This is a genomic window from Terriglobia bacterium (assembly GCA_020073185.1).
GTDB lineage: Bacteria > Acidobacteriota > Terriglobia > Terriglobales > Acidobacteriaceae > JAIQGF01.
On the sequence record JAIQFT010000012.1, the window covers coordinates 10,366 to 26,459 of the forward strand.

At 63.6% G+C, this 16,094-nt stretch carries 11 protein-coding genes; 10 read left to right on the forward strand and 1 reads right to left on the reverse strand.

Annotation, left to right across the window (positions count from 1 at the left end; all coding sequences use genetic code 11):
- The first annotated feature begins 61 nt into the window (after positions 1-61).
- From LAN64_05870 to LAN64_05900, 7 genes are all read left to right on the forward strand, one after another.
- A complete protein-coding gene (locus LAN64_05870; GenBank protein MBZ5567363.1) occupies positions 62-7,357 on the forward strand; it encodes a FecR domain-containing protein in 7,296 nt (2,431 codons plus the stop codon).
- A 125-nt stretch (positions 7,358-7,482) separates the two neighbouring features.
- Positions 7,483-8,040: a hypothetical protein gene (locus LAN64_05875; protein MBZ5567364.1), complete on the forward strand. Its 558-nt coding sequence runs from the start codon at positions 7,483-7,485 to the stop codon at positions 8,038-8,040.
- Between the two features lie 11 nt (positions 8,041-8,051).
- Complete coding sequence (locus LAN64_05880) at positions 8,052-8,486, forward strand: NUDIX hydrolase (protein ID MBZ5567365.1); 435 nt, start codon at positions 8,052-8,054, stop codon at positions 8,484-8,486.
- 718 nt (positions 8,487-9,204) lie between these two features.
- Positions 9,205-9,936: a ZIP family metal transporter gene (locus LAN64_05885; GenBank protein MBZ5567366.1), complete on the forward strand. Its 732-nt coding sequence runs from the start codon at positions 9,205-9,207 to the stop codon at positions 9,934-9,936.
- 30 nt (positions 9,937-9,966) lie between these two features.
- Positions 9,967-10,503 (forward strand): hypothetical protein, encoded by a 537-nt coding sequence (locus tag LAN64_05890; protein ID MBZ5567367.1) that lies wholly within the window; start codon positions 9,967-9,969, stop codon positions 10,501-10,503.
- 57 nt (positions 10,504-10,560) lie between these two features.
- Positions 10,561-11,007 (forward strand): hypothetical protein, encoded by a 447-nt coding sequence (locus LAN64_05895; GenBank protein MBZ5567368.1) that lies wholly within the window; start codon positions 10,561-10,563, stop codon positions 11,005-11,007.
- 32 nt (positions 11,008-11,039) lie between these two features.
- The gene (locus LAN64_05900; protein MBZ5567369.1) at positions 11,040-11,234 is read left to right on the forward strand and encodes a hypothetical protein; all 195 of its coding nucleotides are present in this window, start codon (positions 11,040-11,042) and stop codon (positions 11,232-11,234) included.
- Positions 11,235-11,241: 7 nt separating this feature from the next.
- Here LAN64_05900 and LAN64_05905 read toward each other — a convergent pair whose 3' ends face one another.
- The gene (locus LAN64_05905) at positions 11,242-12,450 is read right to left on the reverse strand and encodes a VWA domain-containing protein (GenBank protein ID MBZ5567370.1); all 1,209 of its coding nucleotides are present in this window, start codon (positions 12,448-12,450) and stop codon (positions 11,242-11,244) included.
- Positions 12,451-12,642: 192 nt separating this feature from the next.
- Here LAN64_05905 and LAN64_05910 point away from each other — a divergent pair, with 192 nt between their 5' ends.
- The 3 genes from LAN64_05910 to LAN64_05920 all read left to right on the forward strand — a co-directional run bounded on the left by LAN64_05910 (position 12,643) and on the right by LAN64_05920 (position 16,035).
- Entirely contained in the window at positions 12,643-14,445 is a 1,803-nt protein-coding gene (locus LAN64_05910) for a SpoIVB peptidase S55 (protein MBZ5567371.1), read from the forward strand.
- Positions 14,446-14,758: 313 nt separating this feature from the next.
- Positions 14,759-15,604, forward strand: coding sequence for a Crp/Fnr family transcriptional regulator (locus LAN64_05915; protein ID MBZ5567372.1), 846 nt, complete (start codon positions 14,759-14,761; stop codon positions 15,602-15,604).
- Between the two features lie 29 nt (positions 15,605-15,633).
- Positions 15,634-16,035, forward strand: a complete 402-nt coding sequence (locus LAN64_05920) for a hypothetical protein (GenBank protein MBZ5567373.1) — start codon at positions 15,634-15,636, stop codon at positions 16,033-16,035.
- Positions 16,036-16,094 lie beyond the last annotated feature (59 nt).

Here is a 16,094-nt window from a genome sequence, read left to right on the forward strand (position 1 = left end):
TCCCCTTGGGAGACGATTTCAGATGGCCCGAAGCCGTTGTTGTAGAAGGGCAGGAACGAAAATGACCAAGCAACGCATGCTGCTCCGGATCGTGATCGCAGTTCTGCTGGCAGGGATGGTATTGCCCGCGCACGCGGCCCCTGGCCCGAAGGAACCCGCGCCCAAGGTGGGGCAGAAGGCCGGCGCCGTCACCGCGCTGCTGCCGGTTGCCACCATTTCCCGCGGGACGGGCAAAGCTATGGTCACGAACCAGGCCAAGAAGGGCGACGAACTGTGGTGGAACGATCTGGTGAAGACGCAGAAGGGAGGCCGCGCCCGCATCACGCTCACCGACCAGTCGATCCTGTCGCTGGGCTCGCAAACCGACCTGAAAATCGTCAAACATGACACCCGCTCGCAGCAAACGGCGTTGCAACTGGTCGGCGGACGGATGCGCGCCGAAGTGTCGAAGATTACGCGCCAGGGGGGGAGCTTCGAGCTGCGCACGCCGACGGCGGTGGCGGGCGTCATCGGCACCGATTTCGGCTCCGATGCCTCGACCGTAGGTATCACCGTGTTCCTGTGCATTGCCGGCATCGTGCAGGTGGCCAACAACGATCCCAATGTGCCGGGTTCGGTGCAGTGCGTGCCGGGGTTGACTACCAGCGTCAGCGCCGGCAAGCCGCCCAGCATTCCCACCAACGCCACGCCGCAGCAGATCCAGCAACTCATTCAGGACACGGAACCGGCCATCATCAGCGCCATGTCACCGAGCTCGGCCTTGCCGGGAACCACGGTGGACGCTTCCATCGGCGGCACCAAGCTGGGCGCGGTGAACGCGGTCAGCGTCAGCGGAACCGGGATTACCGCGACCCTGTCGGGCGCGCCGACCGACACTGCGGTGACGGTCCACCTGGTCATTGCCGGCGATGCCACGCCCGGCCCGCGCACCATCACTCTGAACAAGCCGAGTGGGGCCGCATCCGCCGCCGTATTGATCATTATGCAACCTCCGACCGCGGCGCAGAGCGGAGACTTGAAGAAGCCGTATCACGATTCGTTCGACCAGGAACGACAATCGACCAAGGCGGGAATGACGGCTCTCATAGCCTCGGTGCAGCAAGCGGTGGATCAGACGCTGCAACAATTGCAGACCGCCAACCAGGGGAACGTAGTGGACTTGGGTCCAGCCACCGCTAGCCTGAACCAGCAGATCGCCGCCATTCAGAACCTGATCAACCAGGCGGGTGGGCAGGTGGACCAGGCGGTTAGCTCCGCCTTGGCGACGTTTGACACGCAATACATGGTCGCCTACAACGCGCTGCTGCAGCGCAATCCCGCAGGCGCGCCCGACGACACCTTCAACCAGGCGTTGCAGGCCGCCTACAACCAGGTAAACGCCAGCCTGGGACAGGCTTTTGCCGACATCAACAACTCGCTAGGCAGCAACGCGCAATCGGCCACCACTACCGTCAACCAGGTGCAGCAGACGTGGATGACCACGATTACCGCGGCCGCCACCGCGCCGCCGACGCCGAGGGTGAACAACTTCGAGCGCTCGATTGACTTGGGCGCGGCCTTCGGCGCCGGGATTCTGGCCGCCCCGGACGCGAGCAGTTCCGTAGGCAACTACGGCGCCACCGTGACCCGTTATTCGTGGGTACTGTGCGATTCCTCGTACAAGCCGGCACAGTTTGGAGTGCCGATCGCCCCCAACACGCCGGGATGCAACCCGCTCTCCGGCTACGTCTCCAGCATCGCCGACTTCCCGTTCGCGACTTGCAACCTGACGCCGAACGACTACATCGCGCGCTTGACGATTACTGACAGCAACAACCAGCAGGCGGCAATGGACGTGAAGATCCACGTGCTGGCTGGCTCCTACGATCCTCCCGAACAGCGCGTTCGTAATCTGGCGGCGGCCTACAGCACGCTGCAGGTGGGGCCGTTCCTGGCCTTCTTCGACGAAACCGGGTTCTCCGGCTTCCAGGCCCTGTCGGAAAATGTGCGCAACACCTTCCCGAAACTGGCCTCGATGAACATCAACCCGCGCGTCTCCCAGGCCACCATTAGCTGTAACACTGCGGTAGTGCGCGCCGACTGGGTGCAGAACTACACCTACCAGGCGAGCCCGAACATCCCCTTCAGCCAGAGCGAGCAGTTGACCATCGGCATGACGCGCCGGCCGGGCAGGGACTGGTTCATCAACGATTTCCGCGGCGACAACGGCACCGTGCAGGGGCAGTTGCCGGGTCCGGCGACAACCGACAGCCCGCAACCCGACATGGTGGTCACTGCCGTGTTCGCTTCGTACGCCGGGGTGAGTTCGACCACCGGGCAACTGGTGCCGCCCGGTCCGCAATCGTTTACGGCTGTGGTCGGCAACGTGGGCGGCGCCGACTTGACGGCGGCCACGACGGTGCGCTTCGCGCTGCTCGATGCCAGTAACGCCGTGCTGACCACCGCCGATGTGCCGCTGACCCTGCCGCTCAGCACGAATGCCTCGCAGACGGTCACGGCCGCTCTCACCGTACCGACCAGCATCGCGATCGGCGCCCCGTTCCAGGTCGGGGCGACGGTGAACCCGGGGTGCACCGTGCCGGAGGCGCAATGCGACGCCGCCAACAGCGCGCTACAACCGCTGATCCTGGGCACTCCGATCAAGATCGCACAGGTGAACCCCCTGAGCTTCGTTGCCGGGGGCGCAACGCAGACATTGCAAGTGAACGTCAGCGACAAGGCGACGGTGCAATTGAATCTGCCGCCGGGCATGACCACCAGCAGCCCGAATCCGCAGACGCTGACTGCCGCCGGAACCCTGACGTGGGTCATCCAGGCGACGCTGAACGCCTCCGCGGCAACCCCGCTGGCGCCGATGACGGTAACCAGCAACGTCGGCATCCCGATTGTGCAGGCGATCACGTATGCGCTGGTCGGGCCGACATTCGCCCAGACGGCCACGCCCGCGTTTCTGGCGGGCGGCGTGGCGCAGTCGCTGACGGTCACGGTCAACGTGCCGGGGGCGTACACGCTGACGCTGCCTTCAGGCATTACCACTGCCAGCGCCAACCCGCAGACAATTACCAATGCCACGGGTGGCACGCTGACCTGGAACCTGCAGGCGGGCCTGGCGGCAACAACTGGCGCGTCGCTGGCAACGCCGATCACGGCCGGTGCGTATACCTTCAATGCCGCTTATTCCGTGGCCGCCCCCACATTCACACCCGGCACTCCGCCCTCCCTGCTGGCCGGAGGATCTGCCCAGCCGCTGACTGTCTCCGTCAATATTCCGGGAACGTTCACCTTGACGCTACCCGCCGGCATCACCACCACCAGCCCGAACCCGCAGACGATTACCACCGCCACCGGAGGCGCCCTGATTTGGAACCTGCAGGCGGGCCTCACGGCTGCTACGGGTACGTCGCTGGCCGCGCCGGTCACGATTGGCCCGGTCACCTTTGGTGCCCCCTACACCGTGGCCGCTCCGACCTTCACGCCCGGCACTCCCCCGTCCTTGCTCGCCGGAGGACCTGCCCAGCCGCTGACCGTCTCCGTCAATATTCCGGGAACGTTCACCTTGACGCTGCCCGCGGGCATCACCACCACCAGCCCGAACCCGCAGACGATTACCACCCCTGCCGGCGGCACGCTGACGTGGGATATCCAGGCAGACTTCACGGCGCTGACCGGTGGGCCCTTCAGTACGCCGGTCACGATTGGCCCGTTCAGCTTCAATCTCACCTACAGCAACGGGGCGGAGGCGAACTACGTCATTCAGAGCGTGTCCTTCGCAGGGCATACGTCGCCGTACGCTGGGGCGCAGGGCTTCCAGGTGGGTGAGACCCTGATCATCAGCGCGGTCGTGGCCAACGTTGGCAATGGAAGTCCGACGGGCACGATAACCTTAACTGCGTTGTGCAGCGGGGGGCCAGCGGGGAACAGGGCCTGCACCGGTCCTTTCCCCGCGACGACCGTTTCGGCACCTGCGGCCGGAACCACTGTGACGGGTACCATTCCCACCATCCTGGACAGCTTCTTGCCGGGAACCTACACGGGTACCATTGCGTTGACAACGACTGTTCCGCAGAGTTCCACCGGCGACGACTCGCAAAGCGTGCCGTTTGAGGCAGTGGACTTCAACCTGGGGATCAATCCGCAGTTCTTTCCCGCGCAAAACGTGCTGGTCGGGGGCACGGCGCAGATGACGGTTGTACTGGACGAAACTGGCAACCCCACCCAGTTCCCAATGACGATAACGGCGACCACCGACAACGGCGGCGTGCTGGTTGCGCCGGCATCGTCTACGATTTCGCCGGGCTCCCTGAACACCACCACGGGGGGATCGCCGGGCACGGCGGTGCCGGTCACGGTGGTGTACAGCGCCAGCAATCACGGCGTGACCAAGAACGCGACCCAGGTGCTGAACTACATCATCGCCAGCATTACCTCGACCAGCCTGTTCCTCAACGACACCGCCAATCCGCTGGAGGTGCAGATGGGCGGCGGGTCGGCTGGCAGCCCCATCGTTAACCTCAAGTTGAATTCGACGCCCTTCGGAGGCGCCAACAATCCGGCCACGGTCGCGGCGCCGGCGCCGGTCGGTGGCTTTACTTCCACGGTCGACGACAGCTCGACGACGACTGCCAGTGAGGGCGGCACCTTCCAGTTGCAGGTGTCGGCGGCCTTCGGTGCGACCCCAACCGTCACTTCGCTGCCGGTGGTTGCGACTTTGCCCAACAGCGCGCCCAAGGCGCAAGTCGCCTACAACCTGTTCGTGAAGGCAATCGGCGTTCCTGACCTGCAGGTGGTGAGCGTTACGCCGCCGCGCACGCTGAACGCTTCAACGCCATGGCTGTCGGGCGAGGGGCTGGATTTCACTGTGGTCGTAAGGAACAACGGCAATACCGCCAGCGCGGGGGGGGAAGCGCTCACCATGATGCTTAACGGCTATCAGGTGGACAACGGCACGATCACGGTGCCGGCGCTTGGGCCGGGCGCGACGTCGGCGCCCATCATTGTGCACGCAGTCGCCCCGAACATCGACTCATCAACGTTTACCAGCTCCGCCGCGACGCTGAAGACGAAAGTGGATGCGGACGGAGTGGGCGACTTGAATTACGCCGACAACACGCTGACGCAAAGCGTTGCCACGGCAAACTGGCACCTGACGGTGAGCGGCGCCGGGTCGGCCGATGCAACACCGCTGACCATCAGCATCTCCTCGGGGGGCACCTCATGGTCCAACCAGGCGCTGCTGCAAGGCACGATTGACAGCGGCGGTACTACCGCGCTGCTCTTCAACCCGACTTCCGGCGTGGTGAGCAATAAGCTGTCCATCACCGGCTTCGAGGCCGCGACTAATCCCAACAGCTTCCTGGTTACGGTCTTAACCAGCGACAACACCATCCAAAACGGCTTCTACGTCGCGCAGGTAATCGTCCAGTTGCGGGACGTCGAAACCGTAACCGCGCAGCGGCAGGCAACGATTCACGTTAGCATTAATAACAGCTTTTCGTCTGCGCCGACCTATGCGCTGGGAATCGAGTGCTTGCACGGAGCCGCCCGCTGCGATCCGGGTGCGGGTACGCCGGTACCGATTCAAGTGAATGGCGGCCTGACCGAGCCATATACGGTAACCGTGGTTCCGAGCTGCACGCCGAACCCTGCCACTGGTCTCACCTGCCAAGGCACGGCGGATGTGGTGGTCACCGACGGCCCCAATACCGACACCACGCCGCAGCAGGTGAAAGGCCTAGCTTTCAATTTCGCCACTGCCTTCCAGCTATCGGCCAACCAGGATGCGAACGGCAATATCAATACCGGCCTGGCCAGCGGATATGCCATCAGCGCCAACGGCATCCAGCGCGCGGGCGCGACTTCACCCGACGCCGTCGGCCAGTCGGTCGCCATTCCGGTCAACGTTGGCGACATCAGCATTACCGCTAATACTGGCGCCAACAGTTGCACCGGCGTGGTGCCCAACGGAACGCCGCTACAACTGACAGTGACGTGGAATGTGCTGGGCGGCTTCAATTCGCCGTCGATCTCGTGGCAGTGGGAGGACGCCAACCACGCCCCGGTCGGGGCCACCCCCATCAGCTTTACCACCCCGAGCGGTACCAGCGCCTTCGGCGGCGGTACCTACACGTCGCTGCCTACCTTCACCCTGACCAATACCCTTGCCCAGGACGGGTTGGTCGGATACTTCTTTTCCATCACCGTCAGCAATGGGACCGCGAGCGCGACCAAGTACTTTCCGTTCTACTTTGACGCGTCGGTAAACCAGAACTTCTGCGGCGCGGTGGGAGGGGCGCGCGGCTTTTCGCGAGTCAGCGGAACCTGGAGCCGGAGCGCGGCCGGAAGCGGCGGCCCCATGGCCGCATCGTCGCGCCTGAGGCCGGGCGCGGCGGCCGCCGGGTCGGTTGACCTGCGTCTCAGTGCGACCGATGTTTCCTATACGCCGTCGCTGCCGAAGTATGGCGACACCGTGCAGGTGCGCTTCCGGGTGCGCAACGAGGGTACCAGCGACGCCAAAGGCGTGCCCATCGCGCTGCTGGTCAACGGCGCGGTTGTGGCCAGTGACACCTTCGACGTGGCGGCGGGCCGCAGCGCACTTGGCGGGCTGCAGTGGAACACCACGGCGGCGGCCAGCCCGGTTATGACGCCGGCCCGCTCGGCCGCGGTGCGTCCGGGAAGAAGCGGACGTCGCGGCGGGATTGCCGCGGTTGCCGATACGGCGACCGACGACACCGCGGCGACAATGAGCGGCGTGGCGCGCCTCCATGCCGTGCTGGTGGTCGATCCGCAGCACACCGTGCTGCAGAAGACCACGCTGGAGAAGTCGGTTCCGCTGGCACACTTCACCATGCGGAGTCCCAGCGATACCGCGATCATGGGTGCATCGGGCGGTTCGCAGCGCATCCTGCTGGAAATCCAGGAGGGCGCGTGCGCCGGTCTGCGCTTGGCCACCGGCGGCATCGGCCCCTGCGGCAGCGCCGATGTCGAGTTGACGATTGCGGACGTCGCCAAGGGTACGTACATGCTCAACACGATGACCGGCATTGCCGACCTGGGCGCAACCTTTGCCGGAGCGCCCGCTGTGGGCGCCAGGGCAGGGTTTAGCTCGGAGTTGGCCGGCCTCGCCGGGCACAGCTACGCGGTGCAGGTTAGCGGCGGGCGGACGGCGCTGATCACCATCGATTCGATCCGCAATCCTGGGCAGCTTGACGCCGCCACGCGCGCCGTCTTCCGCAACAGCGCGATCCGCGTCATGCGTGGCCTGGGTTCTGATTCCGGAGCTGCCGCGACCGGCGATGTGGCGAGAGGCATTCGCGGCGGGCCGACGGTGTTCGTGCAGTTGACCGTGCAGGCGCAGTAACCCTGCCTCGCATCACCATTCCCCGGCCGTCTGCGCGCGGCCGGGGCTTTTCATGTGCGCCGCAAATCCGCCCATCGGGTGACCGGAGTAGAATGAGCGGCATCTCAACAGTGAGAGGAATTCATATGCGCAGGTTCGTGCTCGCCCTCGCCATCCTGGCCGCCTTCGGTCTCAGTTCCTGGCTTGCCGCCGCCCAGCAGGACCCCTATTCGCCGGGGTCCACCCAGGAACAACCGAAGAAGGACCAGAACAAAGACAAGAAGGATAAGAAAGACAAGAAGAAGAAGGACAAGGCGAAGGCCGAGGATGCCTACGACAGCGCCGTGTTCTCCCAGGCGGTGGCGAACAACGTGCTGAACGACCTGCGCGACGGCCTGGAAGGTCACAGCCAGCGCCTGCTGCTGTCCGCCTTCGACCAGGACAAGATGGACGGCTACCTGACCTTCGAAGACCAAATCGACGCCATGATGCAGCGCTACGATTCCTTCCGCGTGCACTTCCGCATCACGCAGAGCACCGTCGAGGGCTCCAAGGGCGTGGTGCTGGTGGATTTTGAAATGGAGGAGATCCCGCGCGCCGGGGGTACCCCCATCCGCCGCAACGGCCAGTTGAAGTTCGAGATGGAGCGCGGACGCAAGGGATGGAAGATCGTGGACTTTAATCCGAGAGGGTTCTTTTCGTAGCTGTCAGCTTCATGAAACGTGATTATCCGGATCGGCCGCTGGTCGGCGTGGGTGCGGTGATCGTGCGCGACCACCGCGTGGTGGTGGTGCAGCGCTCCGCCGAGCCGCTGAAGGGGCACTGGTCCATTCCCGGCGGCGCGCTCGAGGTTGGCGAAACCCTGCGCCAGGGCGCCGCCCGCGAGGCACTGGAGGAAACCGGGTTGCAGATCGAGGCGTTCGACGTGCTCGATGTTTTCGACAGCATCTACCGCGACCACGAAGGCCGTGCCCGCTATCACTACGTGCTGATCGACTTTTTCTGTCGCGCGGTGAGCGGCGAACTCAGGGCCGGTGGCGATGCTGCGCAAGCAAGGTGGATCACGCGCGAAGAGGTGGCGAATTTCGCGATCACCGAAACGGCGCAGAAGGTGATTTGCAAGGCGCTGGACCGGGAACAGGTTCAGTAGCCGATGTCATCCCGAGCGAGGAAGGGCTCCCACGCGTTTCTACCGGGGTTCCCAGCACGCCTGTCTTTCGCGTGCTGGGGTGGCCGTGCCCGGGAACCCCGAGTCGAGGGATCTGGGTGTTCCCTCTCTCGGCTACACCAATTCTGAAACTGCTCTGATCGTTGAAATTTGTTCTAACCAACGCGACCAACGACGCTTCCCAAAACAAAGCGACCCGCGGCTCGATTGCGGCACGCGGGTCGCCGGTAGTCTGTTGAGATTGGCCTGAGGCGGTCACTCTAATCGTTGCCCGGCGCGGCTTGCTGCCTGGGGCGACTGCGACCTGTGAGCCTCCGGGACTCCAGCACTGCTCTGGAGTGGCGTTTGGGCCAAACACACCGGAACTAGAGGTTTGGTTTAGAGCGTACCGCTCTAAGCCTCAGACACCTCACTGCGGTTTTGTATATGACTGTCAATCATTGACCTGGACCACCTCCTTTCTCAGTGTGCGGCCAGATTAATACACGCCGCAGGACGCCGTCAAATTCGGCTGGGCTCGCCTTCATTACTGTTCAGGTGCTGCTTTGGCGGGTTCGGGCGCGGAATTTGCTTGATTTCCCCATTGTCGAATTGACGAATTCCGGAATCGCGAAAATGGAAATCGAGATTCGCGTTTCATTCTGCAATTCGTCGATTCTGTAATTCGTCAATTGCGCTCTGTTATCCTGCTCCCTTCCCGATGAGCCCCATTTCCATCAGCGTGCTGCTGGGCCTGACCGCCGCCGCCGCCAACGTGTTCGGCGGCGCGGTCATCGCGTGGAAGCGGTGGCATTACAGCTACCTGAAATATTTCGTGGCCCTCGGTTCCGGATTCATGCTGGCCACCGCGCTGATGGAGATGGTGCCGGAGAGCGTGCGCCTGCGCGGACGAGACGCCGGGTTCCTGGTGCTGGTCGGCTACCTGATTGTTCATTTTTTCGAGCACACGGTCTCGCCGCATTTTCATTTTGGCGAGGAGACGCACGAAGACGAGTTCGTGCAGAAGCACAAGTCGTGGTCGGTACTGCTGGGGCTGGTGATCCACACCTTCTTCGACGGCATCGCCATCGCCTCCGGTTTCTTGGTTTCCACCGGGCTGGGGTGGGTCATTTTTTTCGCCGTGTTCCTGCACAAGATTCCGGAAGGCTTCACCGTGGCCTCGGTGATGCTGGCCAGCGGCCGCAGCCGCGCGTTGGCGTGGGGATCGTCGGTGCTGTTGGGCGCGGCCACGCTGCTCGGGGTGCTGACCATGGTGATCACGCGGCAGGCGGTGAGCGTGGGGCTGCCGGTCTCGGCGGGTGTCACCATCTACGTCGCGGCCTCGGACCTGATTCCGGAAGTCAACCGCGAGCCCGGGATCAAGATGGCGCTGGTGGTGTTTCTCGGCGTGGGATGTCTCTTCCTGATGGACCACGTTTTACATGTGCACTAGCGTGCACCGCGGAGTAGAATCCCGGCATCCGTGGCTGCTTCCGAAAACATCCCTGGGGATCACTCTCCGCCTCTCGCAGCGGAGCCAGAGGCGCCGCTGCGCCGCCTCTGGCTGCTGATGCTGACGCGCAACCTGTGGCTGTTCGCCGGCGCCGTCGGCGCTGTCATGTTCATTGGCAGCGTGGGATTCGATCTCGTGCTGCTCCAGCGCCGGGAAACGCCGCTGGCCATCGTGGTGTCCAACGCCCTGGTCGCCTTGCTGGCGGCCACGCTGGTGTTTACCCTGCTGGCGTACGGGCGCGAACAGCGCCGCTGCATCGAGGAGCGCATGGCAGCGCTCATTGAAGTGAACCACAACATCCGCAACGCGCTGCAGTCGCTGGCCTTTGCCGCCGGCACTCTGAAAGACCGCAAGGAAGCGGCAGTCATCAACGAGGCCATTCTGCGCATCCGGTGGGCTTTGTCGGAGGTGCTGCCGCGGGTGGAGCCCACCTTCGAGCCCTTCGAGGGCAGCGCGCGCCACGCCGAGCAGCACAACGTGCTGCCGCGCGATCGCGACGCGGGCTGACTCCCGCACGCCTCGACGCCCTGCTCCAGCAAATGAGTAGAATGGTTGCCACCAGCCATGAATACTCCCTCCAAGAATTCCAAGCCAGCGCCTGAAGTCGGGCCCGCGGCGCCAGCGCTGCGCGCGTTTCCGTATCTGCGATGGAAACTGGTTTCGCTGGCGGTGGCGGCGGCGGCGGCCGTGTTTTTTCTCAGCGCCGGCTTGGACTGGTTCATTCTCCGCGAGCACGAAACCCGGCGCGTGGCCCTCGAAGTCTCCGATTGCCTGGCCGCCTTGATTTCCGGCGTCCTGGTGTTTCGTCTCCTGCAGTACGAGCGCGACCGCCGCCGCCAGTTGCGGCAGCGCTTGGAAGTGATCGCGGAGATGAACCACCACGTGCGCAACGCGCTGCAGGTGATTTCGCTCTCCGCTTATTCCTACGCCGACCAGCAACAACTCGCGACGGTCAAGAAGAGCGTCGACCGCACCCAGTGGGCGCTCGAGGAAATTCTTCCCAAGCTTTAGGCAGGAGTTAGTAGTTAGGAGTTAGCGGCAACATGGCCAGTTCCGGCGCCCATGGTGGCTACACGATGATGCGCGACCCGAAGTGGTCAAGGGCGGAGAAGGCGGTGGCCAGAAAGGCGTTCGACCAGGCGCTGCAGCGGGAGTTGGAGGCGGTGCTCCAGGAGGCCAAGACGATGGCCGCGAAGATCGCGCCGCGACATGAGAGCAATACGGACTCTGCGCGCTAGCTCCTAACTACTCCACCTGATGCTGCGCCGTGTAGCCTTCGCGGGCGGTGACCTGGAACTTCAGGTCCTTGCCTTTCTGATCACGCACGTGCAACGGACCGCCGTCGGGCGCCACCACCTCCACCTTCAGCTTGCGGTAAGTGCCGTCCAATCTCGAATTGGTGGGGTGATAGGCGAGCACGTACTGGTTGCGGATGTTCTGTCCGATGTCGCGGAAGATTTCCGGCATCTCGCCCGCGAAGCGCGGCTTGAACCAGCGTCCGCCGGTCATCTTGGAGAAAGTGTTCATCTGGTTGTCGGCCTGCAAAAAATCAATGCTCGTGGTGCAGGGGAACAGACCCCCGCCGCCGCCCCCGCCGCGCGCTTCCGCCCAGATCCGCAGCGCCTCGCCGGTGCTGATGGTGAAGATGGTGACGTTCGGCGTGGCCTTAACCTTCTTCAGGATCTTGTCATACGTCATGCGGCTGAAGGTGTCGCAGCCGCTGGCCACCAGGATGATGTATTTGCGGCCTGCAATACCGTCCACGCGATCCAGCGTGTCGTAGAGCGCGTCGAACACATTGGTTTCGCTGAAGCCGGGAATCCGCAAGGTGTTCAGCGCCCCGAAAATCTTCTGCTTATCCTGGGTGAAATCGGTGACGATGAAGGGCTTCATATCGAAGGCCACCACGGCCACCCAATCCTCGGGCTTGAGGCTTTGCGCGAAGGCATACGAGGCGTTGAGCGCGTCGTACATGAAAGAGTAACTGCGCGCGGCGAACTCGACCAGCAGCACGGCGGTGATCGGCGCCTGCGACACCTCGAACTTCGTGATGCGCTGCGGCACGCCGTCCTCCTGGACGCGGAAGTTTCCCTCTTTCAGCCCGGGGATGAACTGGCCGTCCTTGGTGGTAACCAGCACCGGCACCTGCACCAGGGCGGTGTCCACTTTCAGGGAATATTCGGGCATGCCCTCGATTTTTTTGGGTGGCTGCGGCTTGGGTTCCGGCGGCGCTTCGCCTTTTTTCGGGACCGCCATCGGTCCGATGTCGCCCTCCGGCCCGCCGGCTTCCGCCGGCGCCGGCTGCGTCGGTTTCCCCGCGGGCGGCGGTGACGGCACCTGCTGCGCCCACGCGGGGAGGCCCAGGATCACGGCGAAGGCTGCGATCACTACCATTGCCGCAACTGCGCGCCTCAGGGCCGCGCCGCCGGAAGTAAGGCATTTCACATCCAACATGAGGAATTCCCTTCGTCGTCTCTATACGTTAGTATAGATGGGCTACTCCGCTTTTTCACTGCGCGTGATCGTGCAATCCATCCCCTCCACGCAGGGATTGCGGTCCCGCAACTCTCGCTTTCCAAGCGGGTTTGTGGAAAGGATGAACTGACTGCGCGAGCCGAGATTCACGCGCGCCGTCCACCAGGTGGTATGAACAAAGCTGTGTTGCCGCGCCTTCTTCTCCTCGGGCTCGTTCTGCTGATTGCGATCGTTGCCCTTGCCGAAACGCCTGCCATCGCGCCGCAAACGACCACGCCAATCCTGCCGCTGTCGGAAGTGCAAGCGGGAATGCGCGGCGTCGCCTACACCGTGTTCCAAGGCGTCACGCCGGAGCCGATGGACGTGGAAGTTCTCGGCGTGCTGCGCAACGCCAACGGTCCCAAAGGCGACATCATTCTGGTGCGTCTGCACGGCAAGAGAGTCGAGTACACGGGCGTGGTCGCCGGCATGAGCGGCAGCCCGGTCTACGTGGACGGCAGGCTGATGGGCGCCCTGGCGTTTCGTATCGGTGAATTTTCCAAGGAGCCGATCGCCGGCGTGACGCCGATCGAGAAGATGCTGGAGATCAACGCTCTCGACAACACTCCGGCGGCAGACGGGCAATCCATTCCTTCCGCCAAAAGCGAAACGACGCCCAGCAGCGGCCCGGGAACGCCGAGCGGCATCGCAGGCGCCGTCAACCTGCTGCGTCCGATCGAGACGCCCCTGGTCTTCACCGGGTTCACCCAGGACGCGGTCAACCGTTTCGCTCCGCAGTTCGCCAACGCCGGCATCGTGCCCGTGATGGGCGCCGGTTCGGTGTCGAATGAGAGACAGCCTGAGCCGATCGAACCCGGGTCGTCGGTCAGCGCCATCCTGGTGCGCGGCGACCTGAACATCGCCGCCACCTGCACTGTCACCTACATGGACCCGCAGCGCCTGCTCGCCTGCGGCCATCCCCTGCTGCAGTTCGGCAAGGTGGACATGCCCATGACCAAGGCGCGCGTGCTGGCCACGCTGCCTTCGCCGCTCAATGCCTTCAAGATCGTCAACACCACCGAACCGGTGGGCGCGTTCGTACAGGATCGCCACACCGGCATCCTTGGCCGCTTTGGCAAGCAACCGGAAATGATCCCGGTCACGCTCACCATTCACGACGCCAACCAGCCCAAGCAGTTTCACTATGAGGTTCTGAACAACAGCAAGCTGACTCCGGTGGCCATGATGGCCACCCTGTTCAGCGCGCTGCAGGGGGTCAACGACGCGGGCGAGGATGTCACCTACCGCATGACCGGCAGCATCAGTGTCCAGGGCTATCCGACGGTTCACATCCAGAATATGTACGCGCCCTCCGACGCCGGCGCACCCACCGCCTTTGCCTCCGCCATTTCACTGGGCGAGCGCTTTGGACGCATCTACCAGAACCCGTACGACAAGGCCAAGATCAGGGCTGTCGAACTGGATTTCGACATCGTGCGCGAGCGCCGCTCGGCGCAACTGGAGAGCGCGCGCACCGACGTGACCGAAGCGCGCCCGGGCGATGACATCGTGATCGAGTCCGCGCTTCGCCCTTACCGCGGCGAGCGTATCGTGCGCCAGATTCCGGTGAAGATTCCGACCTCCACCCCCAAAGGAACCCTGCGCATCCTGATCAGCGACGGCAACACGCTGGACCGCATGCGCAATATCGGCAGCAATTTCGGGCACCGCATGGACCTGGCCTCCACCATCGCCCTGCTCAACAAGGAGCACTCTAACGACCGTCTCTACGTCTCGCTGCTGGAGGCCAACCCGCAAGCCATGGTGGAAGACAAGGTCATGCCGGCCCTGCCGCTGTCGGTGATGAACGTCATGGAAGGCATGCGCGGAACGCAGGACATGGTGGTCGTGGGCGAGTCGTCGGTCAACGAGGCCTCCACCCCGCTGGACTACGTGGTTTCGGGAGCCCAGATCATTACCGTGACGGTGAAGTAAGCGGAAGAACCAGGGGTCAAAGAGTCGGCGGTCAGCGCCCGACTCCTGATTCCTGCCTCCTCATTCGCAAACTCTCCCCCTGCGCAATTTCACCCATCCTGGTCCGCCGGCCTGTGCGGTTACGCTCACAGAATGCTGTGACCGCGCGCACAGAGCCCCGGGTATTCCATCGCAAATAGCTGATTCTAAACGCGTGCGCGCTCATCAAATCCGGCGGTGACGCTTTGGCTACCGCCGTGCTTTTGCTCCAAGTTGGAAACAGCGCTTCGAGCAGGGGAATGGGGAGGCAGCGGCCTCCGGAGGACTGATGGCAATGTCAACCTATCGCACCCCGTACAACCTTCAGCCGAGCGAATCCTGCGATCACTGCGGCGCTCGCTCAGCCGGCTTCTTCTGTCAACTGCCGGCGGCCACGCTGAAGAGGCTGGAAGCGATCTCCTTCGTCACCTCGTACCCGCACGGGGCGGTGCTGTTTGTCGAAGGGCAGGCGCCGCGCGGGGTGTACATGATCTGCCGCGGGCAGGCCAAACTCTCGGTCGTGTCGCCGGACGGCCGCACTCTGATTCTGAAGATTGCCGGCCCGGGCGAGGTCCTCGGACTCAGCGCCTGCGTCATGGACAAGGCCTACGAAGCCACCGTGGAGACGCTCAGCCCCTGCCAGGTGAACTTCATCCGCCGCGAGGATTTTCTGCGCTTCGTGCGCGAGGACTCGGAAGCCTGCCTCCTCGCCGCCATCCAGATCAGCAAGCAGTACAACAATGCCTGCCGGGAACTGCGCTGGGTGGGCCTTTCGCGTTCCGCCGACTGGCGCCTGGCCAGCCTGCTGCTGGGCTGGGGCGAGGATCATTCTGAAGGTAACGTTACCAACGAGTCGCCTTCCTTCAAAATGACGTTGACCCACGAGGAGATTGCGCAAATGATCGGCACGACGCGCGAGACAGTGACCCGCGCGATGGCGCGCTTCAAGAAGCAGAAGCTGATTGAAGTGCGCGGTGCCACTCTGGTCCTGCGGAACCAGAAGATGCTGTTGGAAATCGCCGGACGTGGAGCTTTGTTCGTGGCCCCGCTGACGACGATGCCCCATGCCGAACCCTTGGCAAGACAAAATTCCGCATTTCGGGTTGTAAGGGACAAACAGGCAGCCTGCGCAATCGTCTAAGTCTTCAGGCTTAACCTGGGAGGCGCGTTATGAGCCAGGTCCACGGTTACAAATGCGAGATCTGCGGCATCGAGGATTCCGATCACAGCAACTGGCTGCTCGTGAGCGACCAGCCGCGCGCCCACAACATCGACATCATCGAGTGGGACGACAAGCTCGCCGCCCAGCCGGGAATCTGCCACCTCTGCTGCACCGATCATCTCCAAGTTCTGGTTGGCGCCTGGATGATGCCCGACCTCGGCATCCCGCCTGCGGAAGCGACCGATGACCGCCGCGCCAAGCTGAACACTTTCAATATGGATCGCGCCTGCCTGAGCAGCGGCCTGGAGACCGACCGCGAATCGATGCTGGCGATGCTCGACGCGGTGGAGGTCGTGCTGCAGACCTCCAAGCTCGACGACGAGGAGCCCACCACGGTCTTCGACGCCTAATAGTTTGCCTTCCCCCATGAGCCCCCGCCGTAGGTGCGGGGGCTTCTTGCTTCTCCTGA

Coding starts and splice junctions, on each gene's coding strand:
- LAN64_05870 (MBZ5567363.1), top strand. CDS start 62: ATGACCAAGCAACGCATGCTGCTCCGGATCGTGATCGCAGTTCTGCTG.
- LAN64_05875 (MBZ5567364.1), top strand. CDS start 7,483: ATGCGCAGGTTCGTGCTCGCCCTCGCCATCCTGGCCGCCTTCGGTCTC.
- LAN64_05880 (MBZ5567365.1), top strand. CDS start 8,052: ATGAAACGTGATTATCCGGATCGGCCGCTGGTCGGCGTGGGTGCGGTG.
- LAN64_05885 (MBZ5567366.1), top strand. CDS start 9,205: ATGAGCCCCATTTCCATCAGCGTGCTGCTGGGCCTGACCGCCGCCGCC.
- LAN64_05895 (MBZ5567368.1), top strand. CDS start 10,561: ATGAATACTCCCTCCAAGAATTCCAAGCCAGCGCCTGAAGTCGGGCCC.
- LAN64_05900 (MBZ5567369.1), top strand. CDS start 11,040: ATGGCCAGTTCCGGCGCCCATGGTGGCTACACGATGATGCGCGACCCG.
- LAN64_05905 (MBZ5567370.1), bottom strand. CDS start 12,450: ATGTTGGATGTGAAATGCCTTACTTCCGGCGGCGCGGCCCTGAGGCGC.
- LAN64_05910 (MBZ5567371.1), top strand. CDS start 12,643: ATGAACAAAGCTGTGTTGCCGCGCCTTCTTCTCCTCGGGCTCGTTCTG.
- LAN64_05915 (MBZ5567372.1), top strand. CDS start 14,759: ATGTCAACCTATCGCACCCCGTACAACCTTCAGCCGAGCGAATCCTGC.
- LAN64_05920 (MBZ5567373.1), top strand. CDS start 15,634: ATGAGCCAGGTCCACGGTTACAAATGCGAGATCTGCGGCATCGAGGAT.